Genomic DNA, 19315 nt, shown 5'->3' with positions numbered 1-19315 from the left:
TTTTTATCATGGGTGCGCAAGCGATCCAAATCCCCCCATGTTTTCTGCGGATATTGCGCAGAAAATCTAGGCTTCTTCTATCAGATAAAACCTATAGGTCAAGTTTTAAGTTACAAGAGACTTATGCAGATTTGATATCGCAAGCCAAAACTTTGGCCAGCTCAAATAAACGACGGCGCACTGTTGGGTTTGTCACTTTATAATAATTGCGCACCAGCTCTAATGTCTCACGGCGCGTCATGTCATCAACCTCAAACGCACTCACATTGGTGCTGAGTTCCTGACTTACCCCTTTGTATCGGTCTTCACTGATTTCCGCAGGCATATCCTCAAAGAAATAGGCAATCGACACATCTAAAACGCGACTTAGATCATAAAGACGACTCGCGCCAATGCGGTTAGCGCCACGCTCGTATTTTTGGATTTGTTGAAAGGTCAATCCAACCGTGTCACCAAGCTTGCCTTGGCTCATTCCCAACAGGGTTCTGCGCTGGCGCAAACGTGTGCCAACATAGATATCAATTGGGTTTGCTTCTCCCGGCTTCTTCTTTGGTAAGCCTTGAAGTTTTGCAACTTTATCCATTTTTCCGCTTTTCCTTTATGCGTCCCAGCTGAATTTCAGCTCGGCCCGAATCTGAAAAAGACTATAGCAAACTTCGCACCCTAAACACAACTACAGGACTGCTCAAAATGCAAAAAATAACTCGCAGTAGAACATTATCTTTTCCGATAAGTAATAAAGATCCATTGCGCAATCATCATGTAAACAAGAAGTAAACAGATATTTACAAGACCCTGCCAAGTGGCAGCCATTGGTGCTTTCACCAAAGGTTTAGGTAGCTCAACGTCAATGAAACCCTCATTCCCATAAGCTATTTGGTGGCGGATACGTCCAAACCCATCGGTTACAACTGTTATGCCAGTATTGGCACTGCGCACCAAGGGTAAGCCTTCTTCAACGCTTCGCATGCGTGCACTTATTAAGTGTTGATAGGGGCCCGGACTATTTCCATACCAACCGTCATTTGTGACATTGAGCAGCCATTGTGGGCGATTTTCTTCATCTTTAACCGCCCCTGGAAAGATAATTTCATAACAAATCAAAGGGCTAAAAGAAGGTAATCCACCGACCTTGATTGTTTGAGGTCCCGGCCCTGCTGAAAAGTCTACACCGCCTGCCGTTAACTTCTGAAGAGGTAAGATTTTTCGAAACGGGATATATTCCCCAAACGGTACAAGATGGGACTTGTCATAATTTGCAACCACCTGCCCGACTTCATTCACCACCATCAAGGAATTCCAAACCTGAAAAGGCGTCTCGCCCCTTTGTGTCATGCGTGGTGTACCTGTAATCACCGCCCCACCCGTTGGCGCAACCGAGCCCACAGCCCGCCTAACCCGCTCATCCCGATTAAGCGGGAAAGTTACCGCTGTTTCCGGCCAAATCACATGGGTGGGGCTGGCAGCCCCCTCTTTGCGCGCCGCACTTAAATCAAGAAGCTTTTGGAAGTTCTGAATTTTAAGATCTTTTTTCCATTTATCAGCTTGGGCAATATTGGGTTGAACAAGGCGCAGCAGCACCCCGTCATAGGTTTCAACCACTGCATCAGAAAGTCGAACATAACCAAGGGTAAACATTACAATCGGGATTAGCCCAACAAGGAAAGCCGCACCCATTTTCTTGCGTTTTTCCACATAGAAAAAGCCCACAGGCAACACAGCAGCCAAAACCGTAAACAGACTTAAACCATAAGCCCCCATATAAGCTGCAGGTTGAATCATCTCATCACTGAAAGCCCAAATCGTGCCCATCAGATTCCAAGGAAATCCGGTAAATATCCAACTGCGCACCCATTCCAGAACAGTCCATGCCAATGCAAAGAGGATAAGCCGTCCATAAACCTGAGACTGCGCCCTATGCTCACGCCATAAGATAACGCTGAGGACGCAAGTCAGCCCGATAAAGAGCCCCATGGCCGCAGCCAAAGCAGGTACTGCAATAGGTACAAGCCAGCCATGTTTATCAGCATGAACAAAAAATGCGTTGGTCAGCCAGTAAAGCCCGCCACCAAAAAAACCTGCCCCAAAAAGCCAGCCTGTAAAAAAGGCCTGTTTCTTGGTTTCTGTTTTATCCAGATATAAAAAGAGCCCCGACAGGCCGACAAAAGCTAAGGGCCAGATATGAAACGGGGGCAAAGCTGCCACCACACATAAGCCCAATAAAATAAGAAACAGCCTGCGTTTCCATTTGGCCTTATCCATCAACAGACTCTCTTTTGGCAAAATAATCTTCCGCAACGTCCAGCCCTTCAGGGGTGCCCACATGCAACCAGTCCCCGTCATGAACAATGGCTTTGACGCGACCTTGTGCAATGGCTTGCTCATATACTTCGCGCAAAGACCATTTCCCCATTTCACGTCCTTCAAACACACGGCGCGACAGTACTTGCGTGCCGCTAAAAACATAAGGGGCCGTATCTAATTCACCGCGAAAGGCGGGTATCCCATCTGAACTTAAGGTAAAATCCCCCTGCCCCTCATAACCCGTTGCCTTATGGCTGGGTAAAAGCAGCAGCAAGACATCAATCTCATCTTCCCGCGCCCATTTTGCCGCGAGTCGTTCCAAGGCTGGCGTCGGGCCGTTTAACAAAATGGCATCCCCATTCATCACAAAAAAAGCATCACCTTTTAATAGGGGCAAAGCCTTTTGCACCCCGCCACCTGTTTCTAAGGGCTCGTCTTCTTCTGAGAGAGAAATTGCAAGATCACTGCGCTCTTCAAAATGTTTGGCTATCTGGTCACCTAGATAGCTGATATTAAGCACCGCGTTTTGCACACCCGCTTCTAAAAAACGATCCAAGGCACGGTCCGCCATAGTGCGCCCGGCAACCTTTATCAACGGCTTTGGCGTATAAAGCGTTAAAGGGCGCATACGTGTACCCAGACCAGCGGCGAGCACCATACCGAAAGTTATTGCATCAGACATGGTGGTGTTCCTCTTTTTTCTTGAGCGATATGGGTATCGACCCACTCTTTCACGTCTTTTAAAATAGGATGTTCAAGGGAGCGTTCAAACAAACGCCAGACCCGTGGGATATGTTCCAGATAAATCGGCTTGCCATCGCGCATACACAACCGCGCAAAGATCCCGATCACCTTGGCATGGCGTTGCGCGCCCAAAATGGCAAACACCGCCTCAAACTCTTCGCGCTCCATCTCTTTAAAAGCGGCAAGATAGCGTTGTTTCATCTTTTCAATAAGTGCGGGCTCAATATCGCGCCGCGCATCTTCTAACAAACTCATTAAATCATAAAGGGCTGAACCCGCCACCGCGTCTTGAAAGTCCAGCAGCCCGCAAGTTTTCCAGCCTTCACGACCTTTCAGCACCAGCAGATTATCCACATGATAATCGCGCAAGACCAACACATTGGGCTGTTTTTGCACAAATTCAAAAGCAGGTTTCCATGCCGCCAGATATGAGGCGGTCATCCCTTCACTGACATAATCTTCATCAAAGGCCGCCTGCATCCACCATTGTGGCAACAACAAACATTCCCGATTAAGCAAGGCCACATCATAGGCAGGTAAATCGTCTGCCAGGCCAATTTTTTCTTGATGGAGTTCAATCAACACATCGGTTGCCAGTTGATAAAGCGCTTCTTCATCTGCGCCCTGTGCTAAAAGCTGCGTGTAGGTATCATCGCCGAGGTCTTCAATGAGCAAAAAACCGTTTTCCACATCCTGCGCATAAATTTCAGGCGCACTAAAGCCGTGGCCTGTAAGAAATTTGGCAATCTTGATAAAGGGGCGCACATCTTCTTGGGGGGGCGGTGCATCCATCAACACAACGCATTTTCCCCCACGGCTTAATCGATAATATTTACGAAAAGATGCATCTCCGGCCAAAAGCGGACAATCCACATCCCCCCAGCCGTTTTCTTTTAAAAACCCATCGCGCAACTCTATACGATCAACCAAGTGATAACTCCTTTATGCGGACATCCCAATTGCCTTGTGTACTCAGCTCAACATGGCGGCTCATCTCACCAGACTCGCCATGGCTGATTTTAATATTCAAACAATCCCAAGGCAGGTAATTGCCAATTTTGCCCGGCCATTCAATTAAAGACACCCCTTCACTAAAGGCCTCTTCAATACCAAGCTCTAAACAATCATCGGGCTGGTCTAGGCGATACATATCAAAATGATAAAGCTCGCCAAATTCAGCGTCATAAATTTGCACAAGGGTGAAGGTGGGGCTCGGCACTTCTTCATCAGGGGTGGTTAAAGCGCGCACAAAGGCACGGGCAAAAACCGATTTGCCCACACCTAAATTACCATGCAGGGCAATCACATCACCGGGCATAGCCTTGTATGCAAGCTTGCGCGCGAGCTCTTCAGTTTCTAATTGGGAGTGAATTTCTATAATCATGAAAACTTAATACTAGACTTCAAAGGCTTTTTCATCGCATTTTATGCACAATTGGTTTACCGAATACTTAAAGGTTTAAGAGAAATGAGCGAAATACAAAAAACCGACGTTGTCGTTATTGGTGCAGGTCCAACTGGCCTTTTTGCCGTTTTTGAATGCGGCATGTTGAAAATGCAATGCCATGTCATTGATGCACTGGATATGATCGGCGGTCAATGTACAGCGCTTTATCCTGAAAAACCAATCTATGATATTCCGGCCCACCCTTCCATCACCGGTGGTGAGCTGATTAATAAGCTGGAAGAACAGGCCGCCCCGTTTGATCCGGTCTATCATCTTTCCCAGCAAGTGACAAAACTTGAAAAACAAGACGATGGTTCTTTTGAACTTGAAACCAACAAAGGCACCAAGATCAACGCCAAGGCCGTAATTATTGCCGCTGGTGTGGGTGCATTTGGTCCAAACCGCCCACCGCTTGAAGGCTTGCTGCAATATGAAGGCACGTCTGTTTTCTATATGGTGCGCAAACGCGAAGATTTCCGCGACAAGCGTGTGGTCATTGCTGGTGGTGGTGACAGTGCGGTCGATTGGGCTCTCTCCCTTGCCGATGTGGCAAAATCCGTTCAGGTGGTTCACCGCCGTCCAAAATTCCGCGCTGCCCCTGAAAGCGTTTCTCAGATGAAACAGCTGGATGAAGACGGCAAGATCGAACTGGTGGTGCCTTATCAGCTTGAAGGACTTAAAGGCGAAGGCGATCAGATCAGCGCCGTTGTGGTCAAAGATTTTGATGGCAACACACGTGATCTGGAAGCCGATATTTTGCTGCCGTTTTACGGCCTGTCGCAAAACCTCGGCCCGATTGCCGATTGGGGCCTTGAGCTTGAGAAAAAACACCTCAATGTTGACCCGACAACCATGCAAACCTCTGAAGAAGGTGTCTTTGCTGTTGGCGATATCATCACCTATCAAAATAAGCTCAAGCTTATCCTATGTGGTTTTTCAGAAGCCGCAATGGCTGCACGCGCAGCCCATGCCTATGCCCATCCGGGTGAAGAACTCCACTTTGAATATTCCACCTCCATGGGTGTACCAAGCGAGTAAGACCTAAAAAACAAAAAAGCCCCGCACGTTTTAACGGCGGGGCTTTTTTGTGTTTGTTTTTTTATTAAGCAACCAGCGATTTTTCAATGGCAGCACGATCAAGGCCGTGTTTGCCAATGATCACCAATTGGCTGGAGCGCGCTTCATCTTGAGCCCAAGGGCGATCAAAATAACGTTGGAAACGCGGGCCGACGCCTTGCACCACATGGCGCATGGGTTTGCCGGGGATATCCAAGAAGCCTTTTACGCGCAAAATATCGTGGGTATCGACCACTTCTAAAAGCTTGCTTTCTAAAGCCACCGGATCGTTAATCGGACCAAGGGATAAAGAGAAACTTTCAAACTCGTCATGGCTATGATCATGCTCATGATGGTGGTCATGCTCATGGTCGTGATCATGCCCATGTTCATGATGAGAATCACGCCCTGCCAAATCATCTTCAGCTGCGGCATCAAGGCCGAGCAAAATCGCCGGGTCCACTTGACCATGGTCTGTTTTGATAAATTTCACATGGTCGCGCACACGCGATTTTAGATCAGACTGAATGGTGGCAAAACGCGCTTCTTCTACCAGATCGGACTTATTCATCAAAACCATGTCTGCACATTGCAGTTGGTCTTCAAATAATTCTTCAAGCGGGTTGTCGTGATCAAGGTTTTCATCGCTTTCGCGCACTTTTTGAATGGTCGCTTCATCATCGGCAAAACGCCCCATTTCAACGGCGTGGGTATCAATCACGGTGACTACACCATCAACGGTGACGCGGGTTTTAATCTCAGGCCAGTTAAAGGCTTTTACCAAGGGTTTGGGCAGGGCCAGACCGGAAGTTTCAATCACAATATGATCAGGTGGGGTTTCGCGTTCCAGCAAGGCTTCCATGGTGGGCAGGAATTCATCTGCGACCGTGCAACAGATACAGCCGTTTGCCAGCTCAATCACATTGTCATCACCATTTTCATCTTCGCAGCCTTCAATGCCGCAGCCTTTGACCATTTCACGGTCCACGCCAAGATCGCCAAATTCATTAATCACCAAGGCGATACGTTTACCACCGGCATTTTCAAGCATATGGCGGATCAAGGTTGTTTTGCCGGCACCTAAAAAGCCGGTAATGACAGTTGCTGGAATTTTCATCGCTTGTTCTATTCTTTCAAGGTTAGGGGGAGACCTGCGGCGATAAATAGCACACGATCAGCTGTTTGCGCTACTGCTTGATTAAGCCGTCCAGCATGATCGCGAAATTTTCGCGCCAAGGCATTATCAGGCACAATGCCCAGACCCACTTCATTTGAAACCAGCACCACATCATGCTCAGCGCCCCTCAAAGAGGTGCATAATTTTTGCGTTTCCTGATCAATATCAGCCTCTTCATCCATCAGGTTTGACAGCCATAATGTCAAGCAATCCACCAACATGGGCTTATCGGTCTTGGCAATATGATCATGGATATGGACAGGCTCTTCAATGGTGGTCCAAAGCTCGTTTCGGCGATCTTGATGGGTTTGCACCCTCTCTGCCATTTCTGCATCCCACACACGCGAGGTTGCCAGATACATGCCCCCGCCAGCCTCTTCAATAATCTTTTCCGCATAGGCTGATTTACCAGAGCGCGCCCCGCCCAGAACCAACGTAATTTTTGCCATTTTTTATTCTCCTCACAAGAGAAACATTATCCCACACGTACCGCATCAAAATAAAAGCTGGGGTGAAGATATTCAGCCTGTGCATCAATAAGGCGAAGTTCATCACTATCATGACGCACCGTATCATCAATGATACCGAAAATGGTTGAGGTTGCCAGCTCCAATGCCGATCGGGTTCGCTCCCCACGCAACAGATGGGCAAGAAACAGGGCGGCAAACACATCACCCGTTCCTTTGGCGCGAAGCGGGCATTGCGGCACAGTCACGCGCCACGCCCCCTTATCACTGACCACCACATTGGAAACCGTTGGGGTACTGCCTTTGCGCCCTTTAACAGAGGTAACCAAAACCGTTTTGGGACCACGGCTGCGCAACATATCTGCTGCAAATAAGGTATCATCCAAAGTTTCTTGTTTGCGCCCAGTCAGATATTCCAGCTCAAAAATATTAGGTGCAATAATATCAGCCAGGGGCAACAGCTCATCGCGCACATATTCAGCCGCGGCATTTTCCACATAAAGCTGGCGGGTCATATCACCCACCACCGGATCACAAAAATAAACTGTCTCTTTATTGCTGTTTTTCACCCGCTTGACGGTTTCCACCACAAATTGTCCGGCCTCTACAGTGCCAAGGTAGCCAGAAAGAACCGCATTACAATGATCAAAATGATCGAGCTTATCAATGCCATCGACCATGGCGCGCATGGTCTCAATCGGGACAGGGGCCCCGCCATGAGAATCGTAGCCCGGATGGTTTGAAAATAGCATGCTCGGCACGGCCCAAACCTCAAAACCAAGGCGCTGCATGGGAAACATGGCCGCAGAATTACCCACATGCCCAACAGCTACAGATGATTGAATCGACAGAATACTCATGGTTTTACACTCTTCATGGCGTCTCAAACCACTTATAAACCATCATGCAGGCTTGCCAATGAGAAACTTTTGTTTATATTTTGCCGCAAATGCGAAACAAATTAATTCTGACTTAAACATAAGGAAATTGTCCAATGGCTGCCACAGCACGTCCTCGCCGTAGTGTACTTTATATGCCGGGTTCTAATGCGCGCGCTCTTGAAAAGGGCCGCAACCTCCCTGCTGACGGTTTGATCCTTGATTTGGAAGACGCCGTAGCCCCAGACGCCAAAGAACTGGCGCGCCAACAAATTGTCGATGCCGTGAAAGAAGGCGGTTACGGCATGCGTGAAATCCTCATCCGCACCAATGGTCTGAACACCCCATGGGGCTATGACGATATTGTTGCAGCTTCCACATCCGGTGCAGATGCGATCCTTTTACCAAAAGTGGAAAGCGCAGATACGGTTCGCCAAGTCGAAGCGATCATGGATGCCTCTGGTGCGCCTGCTGAGATGAAAATCTGGTGCATGATGGAAACACCACGCGGCATGTTGCGCGCAGAAGAAATCGCCGATTCTACCGATCGTATGGGCGGTTTTGTTATGGGCACGTCTGATCTGGCAAAAGAGCTGCGTTGTTCACACACCATGATGCGCCTGCCGTTTATGATGTCTTTAAACATCTGTGTCTTGGCCGCGCGCGCTGCCAACATCGCCATTTTGGACGGTGTTTATCTTGACCTGTCTGATGACGAAGGTTTTGTTGAACATTGCCAACAAGGCTTTGAGCTTGGCTTTGATGGTAAAACACTGATCCACCCAAAAACTGTGGGTAAAGCCAACGAGATTTTCGGCCCATCTGAAAAAGAAGTCGATTGGTCTAAAAAAATCATCGCCGCCCACGCTGAAGCCGAAGCCGAAGGTAAAGGCGTTGTGGTTGTGGATGGCAAGCTGATTGAAAACCTGCATGTGGTTACAGCCAAACAAGTTGTTGCCCAAGCTGAAGCCATTACAAAAATGGAAGCTGAAGCCTAAGTCCGGCTTTTTAAATTCCATCTATGTGACTATCTTAAAAGAGTCCCTGTTTATGCAGGGGCTCTTTTTGTTATGATAAACATACAAATATTTTAGTTAGGGCAAATGATGCAAAAGACATTCACGCAAGATCAGGCTGTTGATTTTGCATTAAGCCGTTTGCGCCATCAAAAAATTGGGGAAGCACAAAAAATCCTTGAAAGCCTTGAAGCCAGCTCAAGCAAAGTGATCTTGGCACAAGCGCGTCTTGACTATGCTTTAAAGAATAACCAACAGGCCTTTGAAAAAGCCTCCGGCCTGCTCAAAAGCAATCCGGGTAATGATGAAGCCATTGCCTTTTTATGTATGATCTGGGCGCGCAGTGGCGAGATTGAAAAAACCAAGCCCCATCTCTTTCGCCTTGAAGGTGTTGAAATTGCCTCGCCACATTTCTGGCATGATCTGGCCCATGTGTTTTATGCCGGCAAAAACCAGATCGCTGCGCAAAGCTGTAGCGACAAGGCCCTACAATATGATGCTGAATGGGTGGCGAGCTGGATGTTAAAGGGCCGTATTGAACATGACCAAGGCACACCTGATAAGGCCATTCATTCGTTTTTGCGCGCCCTTTCCATCACGCCCAATGACGGGCAGATTTATCTCCACCTCCATGTGTGTTTTTATCAAATCGCCCAATATGAAAAAGCCCTGCATTTTTTAAAACTGGCAAAATCCTGTGGGCTGGATAGTCCCTCACTTCAACTGGGGGAGGCTCATTGCTTACTAAAGCAAGGATTCTTGCAAAAAGGTTTTCGAAAATATAAAGCCCGCTATGCTGAAAATAATGTCTCTCTCACCAAACCCGACAGCACCTTGCCTTTTTGGAAAGGCCAGCCCGTAAAGGGCCGCAAAATTCTGGTTTATTGTGAGCAGGGCTATGGCGATGTCATCCAGTTCTCGCGCTTTCTGCTTGAGCTCGCTGACAAAGGCGCAGAAGTGACATTTGTCTGTCGCAAGGCCCTGATTGACCTGCTCGCCCATAGCCTGCCGCAAATCAATGTGTGTGATAAAGTTAGCGATAGCTCAGCCTTTGATTTTCAATCCTACCTGATCGATCTTGCCGCTTATCTGGAGGTGAGCATTGACAATATGCCCCATCGCGAGGCCTACCTCACACCACCAGCGCCCTTTGCCCACAGCTTTCCAGAAGATGGCAAACCCAAGATCGGGCTGGTTTGGGAAGGCTCAAACCTTCACATGCGCAATCACTTGCGCTCTTTACAGCTTGATCAACTAAAGCCCTTATTAGAACAGGAAAAATTTGATTGGGTATCTTTACAGCTTTCACCCAGCCAAGAACTCCCAAACGCAAACCATATCTTTATCTACACCAACGAGATTGTCAGTTTTGCCGATACAGCTGCCCTTATTGACCAGCTTGATCTCATCATCACCATTGATACCAGCGTAGCCCATTTGGCAGCAGCCATGGGCAAGCCTGTATGGATTATGGTGGATAAAAGTGCCGATTGGCGATGGATGGATGAGCGCACAGATTCTTATTGGTATCAGTCCGTGCGCCTGTTTCGGCAAAAAACATTTGGCGATTGGGACGGGGTGATTACGGATATCACCCAGACTTTGCGTCACTATTTCCCAACGTGAAAAAGCTCTTTAAGCTTTCACTGTCACTTTCTTTTTCTTCTCATGCCCACTGAGTTTGCGAAATTCAAGTTCAACTTCAGGAGAGGCAAAAGCGCCAAAGCGTTCATAGAACTCTTCACGCACCTCAACCTTTCGCCGCATAAAGCCTTCCACCAACACCCCCATGGACATAAAGACCTGCGGGCGGTTCTCACCAGCACTCATCATCTGAGTTGAGTAATCATTTAAGGCCTCTGCCTGCACATCCAAATCTTGAAAATCACCTAGGTTCTGCTGAAGCCCTTTTAAGGATTTCACCAAAGCTGTGACTTGTTCGCTTGGATAAAGCGAGACAAAAAACTCTAATAAATAACGCAGTTTTTTGCAGGTCTTGCGCATATCATGTAAGGCCTCAGCAGGTGTTTGAGGGCCAATGGCTTTGCCTTCCGTCATGACACGGCGATAGGTCTTCCATATCCGTTTATCCGCCACACCTCCCACAGGAAGGATTGCCGCAAGGGCCGTTGGGCGTTGAGGAACTGGTTTTTCAAGGTAAGTGCGCCATTTGACTAAAAAGTCTTTAAACCGACGGCTCTCAATCTCTTTAATCAATTGCGTGCGCGCCATTTTATGTTGGCTACAAAGAAACTCATAAAGCGGCTGGAGGTTTTCTTGTTGTTCAACCGATAACTGCGCGCGGTATTTTGGAAAATCCAGCATATAAACATCAAGGTCGCGCACCGGGGTGGTAATGGAGCCAATCCATTGTAGCTCTTGTGAAAAACGATCCTGCATTGTTTGGGGCAAGACCCCTTTCATGCGGCTTAGCGCACTGCGTGAGCGACGCACTGCCACGCGCAAATCATGCAAAAATTCCGTATCAATATTCTTCATTGTGCCCTCAAGCGTGCACTCAATCTTGATTAATTGATCTAACAAGATGGTTTTCAGCGCCTCATCACTGCGCATATCGCGCTCAAGCTTGATATTAAGCTTGCTGGTATAATCTTTGGGCGTTTTGCCCGCATTGCTCATAATCAGGTTAAAATGCTCTTGCTGACTAGAAGCCGTTAAGCCTTCAAAGATGGGCCATGTCTTGGCAAAATCTTTCTCGTACCCTGCCAGACATTCAATGCGCAAACGACAGCCCAATTCAATCATCTTGCGCCGTGGGGCGGGGCGTTGAAAATTACATTCCACAATCAGGCGCACACGCACGCGGCCCTTTTTATCTTCCACCGCTAAGATAATCTGTTCAGACTTTACCTGTGCCAAGGCCATAAAACTGCGTAAACCTGCAAGCTTTGCCAACTTATTTTGCATTTTTCCAGCAGGGATGTCACTGGGCCAAACAGGGGTTTTCTCAACAGGCAAGCAATTGGGGTATTTCCCGCGCTTGCCATCTTCCATAAGATGCAGGCTTAACGCCCCATCATTTTCAGTAATGATAGTGATGCCCGCGCGACATGCCGCCCAGTCAAAGGTATCAAGATAGGTCTGTTCAACAACGCGTTCACCCATTTTGCGCCCATGGGCCAAGGTCGCAACAATGCTGCCCCATTCCTGTGCACTATGTTCATCCCCGAGTTTATAAAACTTGGTTTGAGCAACCATTGTTTCTTTACCTATCTTTTAGCGACGCCTCAAAACTATCCTATTCTAGGGTTAATCAGCAAAAAGTCATGTTACAAAATTAGGCAGATAAACCTATTGGGCGCGTTTCTCGCGCAACTGCTGCTCTTTTTGCTCATCTAACCACCAAAAATCCCATGCGCTATAGCCCGGGCTGTATTTCGGATAGGTCGCAGGCCTGCCGAATCGATCCCACGCCACAATGCGGGCTACTTTAAGATGCCAGTTTGGAATGACATAATGGCCCCATAACAAAACACGATCCAGCGCGCGGGTTCTCATCACCAGTTCTTCACGGCTTGGTGCATTGACTACCATTTGAGTAAGTTCGTCAATTATATCATTACTGATACCGATGTAATTGCGGCTTCCTTGGCGTTTTGCGGCATCACTGCTCCAATAATTCAGCTGTTCATTACCCGGTGACTGGCTTTGCCCAAAGACACTGACAATCATGTCATAATCAAACGTGTCCACACGTTGTTTATATTGTGCGCTATCAATGATGCGCACTGAAACCTCAATACCAAGGCGAGATAGGTTTTTCTTAAAGGGCAGCACAATGCGCTCCCATGCAGGTGAGGTATTGATGATGATTTCAAAATCAAGATTGGCCCCTGTTTTTGCATGGACCAGCTTTTTGTTTTTAATGACGTAGCCCGCTTTTTTTAACAACATAACGGCCTGTTTCAGGTTCTGCCTGATCTTGCCGCTGCCATCGGTTTTTGGCGCCATATAGCTTTTGCTAAAGACTTCTTCGGGGATTTGCCCGCGGTATTTTTCCAAAATCTCCAGCTCGCGCCCAACAGGCAACCCGCTTGAAGCCAGTTCTGAATTTGAGAAATAACTATTGGTGCGGCTATATTCATTATGAAACAGGTTTTTATTGGCCCAATCAAAATCAAAACCATAGGCCAAGGCTTGGCGTACCAACGGGTCTTTGAACTTGTCTTTGCGCAGGTTAAAGACAAAGCCCTGCATGCCTGTACCAACCTCATGTTTAATGCGCAGTTTATTGATCAAGCCGTTTTTAACTTCTGGGATTTCATAAGCTGTCGCCCAGTTTTTTGCGACATTTTCATAGCGATAATCAAACGCCCAGCCTTTAAAGGCCTCCACCGCCACGGTCGCATCGCGATAATAATCAAAGCGGATTTCATCAAAGTTATTCTGGCCTTTATTAACCGCTAAATCCTTCCCCCAATAGTCTTTCACCCGCTCATAAACCACATTGCGCCCAGACTCATACGACTTCACCCGATAGGGCCCACTGCCAAGCGGCGCTTCAAGTGTGGTTTTGGAAAAGTCTTTTCCCTGCCAATAATGTTTTGGCAAGATCGGGATTTGCCCCATGATCAAGGCGAGCTCCCTGTTTTCACCATTCTTAAACGTGAATTTGACAGAACGCTTATCTAACACCTCAGCCTTAACCACATCAGCGTAATAAAAACGATAACGCGGATGACCTTTTTCCATCAAAGTATTAAAGCTAAAAACCACATCCTCAGCCGTAACCGGCTTGCCATCATGCCATTTAGCTTCGCTACGGAGATGAAACGCGACCCAAGAGCGATCCTCTGGCATTTCAATGGTTTCTGCCAACAAACCATAGGCCGTGAACGGCTCGTCAAGAGATTGAGTGGTGAGGCTTTCAAAAGCCCGTCCTGCCCCCTCAGCCGTAATGCCTTTTAAGGTAAAGGGGTTAAAGGTATCAAAGGTGGAACCCAAAGCAGAAAGGCGGATTTTGCCGCCTTTGGGCGCGCTTGGGTTGGCGTAGTCAAAATGGTTAAAACCAGCGCTATATTTAATATCCTCATGCATGGAAACCGCATGTTTTTTCTCTGCGGCAAAAGCTGCAAAAGACACACTTACGGTGAGTAATCCACCAAGAAGTAGCTGTTTAAAACCCATTTTTATGATCCTGTTCTTAATAAATGATCCTTGTATCGCCAAGGATGACGTTTACTTGATATTGGCGGGGATGTATGGTTTGCGCAAGAGGTTCAGGTCCATGCATTTCGTTTTTTTCATTTTTACCCTTCTTTTCATCCCGTCTGCCCATGCCGCCATGGAAGATGCCATTCGCGCCGTGCAAGAAGGGCGCAATGAAGATGCTTTGCGCGAATTTCACCAATATGCACGCCATGGCAACCCGCTGGCTGATTATTGGATTGCCACCATGTATATGCAGGGCCGAGGCGTTGAAAAAAGCATGGAAAAAGCCATGGTCTTTCTCCATAAATCCGCCAAACAAGAACATGCCCCCGCCATGGTGGTTTTGGGCAACATCCATCTTGAGGGACGAAACGGCAAAGTAAATGTGAATTTGGCGCGCGGCTGGTTTAACAAAGCAGCCAAATTGGGCGATCATTACGCCATGATGCGCATGGGGGAGATGTATATTTCCGGCATTGGCATAAAGGCCAACCCCGTTATTGGCATTCGCTATATCCGCCAAGCAGCAAAAACAGGCTCACTCAAAGCCAAACATATCTTGGGGCTGACCTATCTTCAGGGCATTGGTGTGAAAGTGGATGAACAAAAAGGCCTATTCTGGCTTAAAAGCGCCGCCCAAGCAGGTTTTGGCCCAGCCCTGGAAACCTTACAGAATATAAAATAAGCCTCGAGGCTTTAAGCATGGCCTGCTTCATCAAGAAGCAATCTTGGATCAATACCAAGCTGACCAAGCGCGCGTTCCCACTTGGTATCAAGCACATCATCATAAACAATGGCATCATTGGCAGGCACATTAAGCCAGCCATTTTCCAATATTTCCTGATCAAGCTGCCCCGGCCCCCATCCGGCATAGCCAAGGGCGAGCATGGTTCTATTAGGGCCAATCCCGCTTGCCATATCGCGCAAAATATCCACCGTGGCGGTTAAGGCATAGTTAGAACCAACAATGACGGTGGAATCTTTCATATAATCGGGACTATGCAGCACAAAACCACGTTCTTCATCAACAGGCCCACCCACATGCACGCGGATTTGGTCTTCCATGCCATAGCTTTCAATATCAAGCTGATTAAGCAAATCGGGAAAGCTTAACGATTGCACAAGGCGGTTCACCACCAGCCCCATGGCGCCTTCTTCAGAATGTGAGCACACATAAATCACCGCTTTTGAAAAGCGCGGATCAGGCATATTGGGCATGGCCACCAGCAGCTGGCCTGTCAGGTCATTGGATATGGTATTGTTATCATTCATCTCTATCACATATGGCCCAATTCACGTTTGTGCAAGTCTTGTCCCTAATTCTGACATATTTTTCACCGATACCAAAGGTCGAAAGGTCACAATATGTATCAACTCGCTAAATATATCACATTCGTGTTTCTCTTTACCGTCTTCACATGGGGGCAGGCCGCCTTTGCCCAATCCAGTGAATGGAAAGGTATTGATAAAACCCAAGTGCGCCTGATCTCCGCCATGAGTGCTGTGGGCGAAAGCGATCAGATTATTCTTGGCCTTCACTTTAAAATGCAAAAGGGCTGGAAAGTTTATTGGCGCAGCCCCGGTGATGCGGGCTATCCCCCTGAAGTGGATTGGAAAGACACCCCTGCCATTACCAATGCTGAAATGCGTTGGCCTTTGCCGGAGCGTTTCGTCGTTCTTGGTCTTGAAACTGTGGGCTATAAAAAGGAAGTGGTTTACCCCCTTCACCTTAAAATCAACCCGACAGACCAGCCCCTTGATATCAACGCCAAGGTGCGTTTTCTCACCTGTGCTGAGGTCTGCATTCCCGTTGAAACCGATCTTTCACTTACCCTGCCAACAGGTCCGGCCCAAGCCAGCGAACATGCCCAGCTGATTAATAAGTTTGAAAGTCTGGTCCCAACGAAAACCACCACATACGGTGTTGAACTCCATTCTGCAGTTCTTTATAGCGATGCGGACCAAAAAAATGGCACCCTGCGCGTTAAGCTGACGTCGCCCACACCGTTAAGCGCGCCTGATGCCTTAATTGAAGGCCCCATTGAGCTTGCCTTTTTCAAACCAGAGCTCAAACTTTCCAAAGATCAAAAAACCGCCCTGATTGATACGCCTCTTGATGGCTTGCAGTTTTTAGAAAATGGGTTTGAGACAGCGGATTTCACCCTAACCTTTAATGACGGGCAAAAAGCTTTTGAAACAACCACTAAGGTAAGCGCAGGTGCAGGCCTTCTTCCGACCACAAAAGGCTTTGCTCCTTTAGGTGAAACGGCCTTAAACAACTTACCGCTTATCACGGTCTTGTTGCTTGCTGTGCTGGGCGGCTTGATCCTCAATCTCATGCCCTGTGTCTTGCCTGTTCTTTCCCTTAAGGTCCTTGGCCTTGTCAGCCATGGTGGGGGCAACCCAACGACTGTGCGCCTAAGCTTTCTTGCATCCACTGGCGGCATCCTCTTTTCTTTTTGGGTCTTAGCAGGCGTGTTGATCGCCATGAAAGCGGGCGGGGCCTCAATTGGTTGGGGGATACAGTTTCAACAACCACTTTTCCTCATCGCGCTTAGCCTGATTGTTATTCTCTTTGCCTGCAACATGTGGGGACTGTTTGAAATCAACCTGCCAAGCTGGCTGTCAAACGTAGGTGAACGCTCCTCCCACGTCCATGGTTTGGGTGGACATTTCATGACAGGTGCCTTTGCCACCTTGCTCGCAACCCCGTGCTCAGCCCCTTTTTTAGGCACCGCTGTGGGCTTTGCTCTGTCCCAAGGCACCGTGGAAATCCTGCTGGTTTTTAGCGCCTTAGGTTTGGGCCTTGCGCTACCTTATATCCTCATTGCCCTGTTCCCCGCCCTTGCCACGCGCTTGCCCAAACCCGGTCAATGGATGGTAATTTTGCGCAAAATTCTTGGTCTTGCCTTACTCGCCACGGCCCTTTGGCTGCTCACTGTGTTATGGGCGCAAGTGGGGCTAAATGCTGCATTGGTGCTCTTGGCGCTTATGGGTAGCGTGATCTTTGTGCTACTCTTTAAAGCCCAGCTTAAAACCCTCACCACCCCGATTGTCTTAACCCTCTTTATCGCGGCATTTGCCGTGCCAAGCTTTGCGCAAAAAGAAGCGATTGATCAAGAGGTCGCCGAAAAACTCTGGACAAAGTTTGATCTTGCCAAAATTGATGAGCTTGTGGCCCAAGGCCATGTGGTGTTTGTAGATGTAACCGCTGAATGGTGCATCACCTGTCAGGTCAATAAGAACCTTGTGCTTTATCAAGGTGAGGCTTTTGAAACATTATCAACAGAAAACGTCATTGCCATGAAAGCCGATTGGACCAATCCAGACCAAGTGATTGCGGATTACCTGGCAAGTTTTAAACGCTACGCCATTCCTTTTAACGCGGTTTACGGGCCAGCTGCACCAAATGGCATTGTTTTGCCAGAATTGCTTAGTGAAGATGATGTTTTAGGGGCAATTAACAAGGCAAAGGGTTGAAACCCGTCTAAACCATCCCCATCTCTATTCTTACAAACCCCACTGAGGACAAAAATGTCTTTAGTGAGAAAATAAAAAAGCCCTCAAAAGGGGGCTTTTTTCTTGGGATACATGTCATATTGGACCTGAACCAATATCCATAGATACAAGCCTTACATGATCAGGCTATTCTTGATCTTTTCCACACCTTCGCGCGCTAAATCATCTGCGCGTTCATTACCTTCATGACCATCATGGCCTTTGACCCAATGCCATTCCACCTCGTGGGGCTTAAGGGCGGCTTCGAGTTCCTGCCAAAGATCAGCATTTTTCACAGGCTTTTTCGCCGCTGTTTTCCAACCGTTTTTCTTCCAATTAAAAATCCACTTGGTGATGCCGTCTTTCACATAGGTGCTGTCGGTATAAAGCGCGACTTTTACCGGACGTTTTAAATTGCGCAACCCACTAATCGCTGCCATCAATTCCATGCGGTTATTGGTGGTCTCTTCTTCCCCGCCGCAAAATTCTTTTTCCACACCCTTAAAGCGCATCAACACCCCCCAGCCTCCAGGGCCGGGATTACCACTACAGGCACCATCGGTGTACATTTCAACAACGTCATTGCTCATTTATTGTAATCCATATTCAGCAGCGGAACGAACCGACTGGTGGAATTTGAGAATTTTAAAATATTCCATAGGGTCTTTAGGTTTTACCAACGCATCCTTGGGCGTATTGACCCAATCATAAAGACGTGTGAGCAAAAACCGCGTAGCCGCCCCACGTGCAACCATGGGCAAAGCATCCACTTCTTCAGTGCTAAAATCACGCACCTTGCGATAGTTTGATAATAACAAACGTGCCTTGGTGACATTAAAATCACCATCTTTTTCAAAACACCATGCATTCATACAAATCGCCAAGTCATAGGCAAAAATATCATGACAGGCGAAATAAAAATCAATCAGCCCGCTGCATTTCTCGCCGCGAAAAAACACATTATCGGGAAATGCATCGGCGTGGATAATGCCTTTGGGCAAACCAATGGGCCAGCGCGGCTCCAGATAATCCAGCTCGGCACTTAACTTTTCACCAAGGCCGACTTGCACATCATCTGCATGTTCCAAACATTGGTTTAAAAGTCCGCGCCAATCCATCACGCCCAAATCATTGGCCCGCTTCATGGGGAAATCACGCCCTGCCACATGGAGTTCTGCCAAAGCGCGGCCCAGCTCCCCACAATGAACTGGCTTAATCTTGCGCGGCCACATGCCTGAAAGGAAGGTGAAAATTGCAGCCGGGCGACCTGCCAAAGTGCCCAAAGCTTGTCCCTTATCATCTTTAAGCGGGACCGGACAGGTAATCTCGCGCTCACTAAGATGTTCCAGCAAATTTAAGAAGAAGGGTAAATCCGCTTCATTCACGCGCTTTTCATAAAGGGTGAGGATAAAGGGGCCTTGTTCGGTCTGGATAATATAGTTGGAATTTTCCACCCCTTCAGCAATGCCTTTATATGACAGCAAAGCCCCAATGGAAAACCGCTCCACAAAGGTTGAAAGTTCGTCATCACTGACTTCTGTATAAACAGCCATTTC

Annotated in this window: 18 protein-coding genes; 5 read left to right on the top strand and 13 right to left on the bottom strand. The window is 47.8% G+C overall.

The window, feature by feature from the left end; translation table 11 throughout:
- Positions 1–121: 121 nt before the first annotated feature.
- The 5 genes from MTBPR1_RS04230 to tsaE form a co-directional block, all read right to left on the bottom strand.
- Positions 122–583, bottom strand: a complete 462-nt coding sequence (locus MTBPR1_RS04230) for a helix-turn-helix domain-containing protein (RefSeq protein WP_069186322.1) — start codon at positions 581–583, stop codon at positions 122–124.
- 134 nt (positions 584–717) lie between these two features.
- Positions 718–2262 carry an apolipoprotein N-acyltransferase gene (gene lnt, locus MTBPR1_RS04225; RefSeq protein ID WP_069186321.1) on the bottom strand — a complete coding sequence of 515 codons (1545 nt, stop codon included), beginning with the start codon at positions 2260–2262 and terminating at the stop codon, positions 718–720.
- On the bottom strand, positions 2255–2986 hold the full coding sequence (locus tag MTBPR1_RS04220) for a nucleotidyltransferase family protein (protein ID WP_069186320.1): 732 nt from the start codon (positions 2984–2986) through the stop codon (positions 2255–2257). The genes lnt and MTBPR1_RS04220 overlap by 8 nt, the downstream gene beginning before the upstream one ends.
- Entirely contained in the window at positions 2971–3978 is a 1008-nt protein-coding gene (locus MTBPR1_RS04215) for an aminoglycoside phosphotransferase family protein (RefSeq protein WP_069186319.1), read from the bottom strand. The genes MTBPR1_RS04220 and MTBPR1_RS04215 overlap by 16 nt, the downstream gene beginning before the upstream one ends.
- Complete coding sequence (tsaE, locus tag MTBPR1_RS04210; RefSeq protein WP_069186318.1) at positions 3971–4432, bottom strand: tRNA (adenosine(37)-N6)-threonylcarbamoyltransferase complex ATPase subunit type 1 TsaE; 462 nt, start codon at positions 4430–4432, stop codon at positions 3971–3973. Before tsaE ends, MTBPR1_RS04215 begins: the two co-directional genes overlap by 8 nt.
- An 84-nt stretch (positions 4433–4516) precedes the next feature.
- Here tsaE and MTBPR1_RS04205 point away from each other — a divergent pair, with 84 nt between their 5' ends.
- Complete coding sequence (locus MTBPR1_RS04205) at positions 4517–5533, top strand: NAD(P)/FAD-dependent oxidoreductase (protein WP_069186317.1); 1017 nt, start codon at positions 4517–4519, stop codon at positions 5531–5533.
- A gap of 64 nt (positions 5534–5597) precedes the next feature.
- Here MTBPR1_RS04205 and cobW read toward each other — a convergent pair whose 3' ends face one another.
- From cobW to pdxY, 3 genes are read right to left on the bottom strand one after another with little or no spacing between them, the layout of a single operon-like run.
- Complete coding sequence (gene cobW, locus MTBPR1_RS04200; RefSeq protein ID WP_069186316.1) at positions 5598–6668, bottom strand: cobalamin biosynthesis protein CobW; 1071 nt, start codon at positions 6666–6668, stop codon at positions 5598–5600.
- Positions 6669–6676: 8 nt separating this feature from the next.
- Positions 6677–7177: a bifunctional adenosylcobinamide kinase/adenosylcobinamide-phosphate guanylyltransferase gene (gene cobU / locus MTBPR1_RS04195; RefSeq protein ID WP_069186315.1), complete on the bottom strand. Its 501-nt coding sequence runs from the start codon at positions 7175–7177 to the stop codon at positions 6677–6679.
- Positions 7178–7203: 26 nt separating this feature from the next.
- Entirely contained in the window at positions 7204–8055 is an 852-nt protein-coding gene (pdxY, locus tag MTBPR1_RS04190; RefSeq protein WP_069186314.1) for a pyridoxal kinase PdxY, read from the bottom strand.
- Between the two features lie 134 nt (positions 8056–8189).
- On the opposite strand from pdxY, the gene MTBPR1_RS04185 reads away from it, so the two are divergent.
- Together MTBPR1_RS04185 and MTBPR1_RS04180 are read left to right on the top strand one after the other, a co-directional pair.
- The gene (locus MTBPR1_RS04185) at positions 8190–9071 is read left to right on the top strand and encodes an HpcH/HpaI aldolase/citrate lyase family protein (protein ID WP_069186313.1); all 882 of its coding nucleotides are present in this window, start codon (positions 8190–8192) and stop codon (positions 9069–9071) included.
- A 105-nt stretch (positions 9072–9176) separates the two neighbouring features.
- A complete protein-coding gene (locus MTBPR1_RS04180) occupies positions 9177–10715 on the top strand; it encodes a glycosyltransferase family 9 protein (protein ID WP_126465012.1) in 1539 nt (512 codons plus the stop codon).
- A 9-nt stretch (positions 10716–10724) separates the two neighbouring features.
- Here the strand turns inward: MTBPR1_RS04180 and MTBPR1_RS04175 are convergent, their stop codons facing one another.
- Both MTBPR1_RS04175 and MTBPR1_RS04170 read right to left on the bottom strand, forming a co-directional pair.
- Positions 10725–12308, bottom strand: a complete 1584-nt coding sequence (locus MTBPR1_RS04175) for a CHAD domain-containing protein (protein ID WP_069186311.1) — start codon at positions 12306–12308, stop codon at positions 10725–10727.
- Positions 12309–12401: 93 nt separating this feature from the next.
- Positions 12402–14237, bottom strand: a complete 1836-nt coding sequence (locus MTBPR1_RS04170; RefSeq protein WP_069186310.1) for an extracellular solute-binding protein — start codon at positions 14235–14237, stop codon at positions 12402–12404.
- A gap of 100 nt (positions 14238–14337) precedes the next feature.
- Here MTBPR1_RS04170 and MTBPR1_RS04165 point away from each other — a divergent pair, with 100 nt between their 5' ends.
- Positions 14338–14946 (top strand): tetratricopeptide repeat protein, encoded by a 609-nt coding sequence (locus tag MTBPR1_RS04165; protein ID WP_069186309.1) that lies wholly within the window; start codon positions 14338–14340, stop codon positions 14944–14946.
- Between the two features lie 11 nt (positions 14947–14957).
- On the opposite strand, the gene MTBPR1_RS04160 is transcribed toward MTBPR1_RS04165, so the two are convergent.
- Positions 14958–15533 carry a YqgE/AlgH family protein gene (locus tag MTBPR1_RS04160; protein WP_069186308.1) on the bottom strand — a complete coding sequence of 192 codons (576 nt, stop codon included), beginning with the start codon at positions 15531–15533 and terminating at the stop codon, positions 14958–14960.
- A gap of 93 nt (positions 15534–15626) precedes the next feature.
- On the opposite strand from MTBPR1_RS04160, the gene MTBPR1_RS04155 reads away from it, so the two are divergent.
- Positions 15627–17741 (top strand): protein-disulfide reductase DsbD family protein, encoded by a 2115-nt coding sequence (locus MTBPR1_RS04155; RefSeq protein WP_069186307.1) that lies wholly within the window; start codon positions 15627–15629, stop codon positions 17739–17741.
- Between the two features lie 152 nt (positions 17742–17893).
- Here the strand turns inward: MTBPR1_RS04155 and rnhA are convergent, their stop codons facing one another.
- Together rnhA and MTBPR1_RS04145 are read right to left on the bottom strand one after the other, a co-directional pair.
- Complete coding sequence (rnhA, locus tag MTBPR1_RS04150) at positions 17894–18349, bottom strand: ribonuclease HI (RefSeq protein WP_069186306.1); 456 nt, start codon at positions 18347–18349, stop codon at positions 17894–17896.
- Positions 18350–19312 (bottom strand): homoserine kinase, encoded by a 963-nt coding sequence (locus MTBPR1_RS04145; RefSeq protein ID WP_069186305.1) that lies wholly within the window; start codon positions 19310–19312, stop codon positions 18350–18352.
- Positions 19313–19315 lie beyond the last annotated feature (3 nt).

Origin of the sequence: Candidatus Terasakiella magnetica (assembly GCF_900093605.1) — a bacterium.
Lineage (GTDB): Bacteria > Pseudomonadota > Alphaproteobacteria > Rhodospirillales > Terasakiellaceae > Terasakiella > Terasakiella magnetica.
The sequence above is the reverse complement of the archived record's forward strand: the minus strand, read 5'-3'. Positions and strand labels throughout refer to the sequence as shown.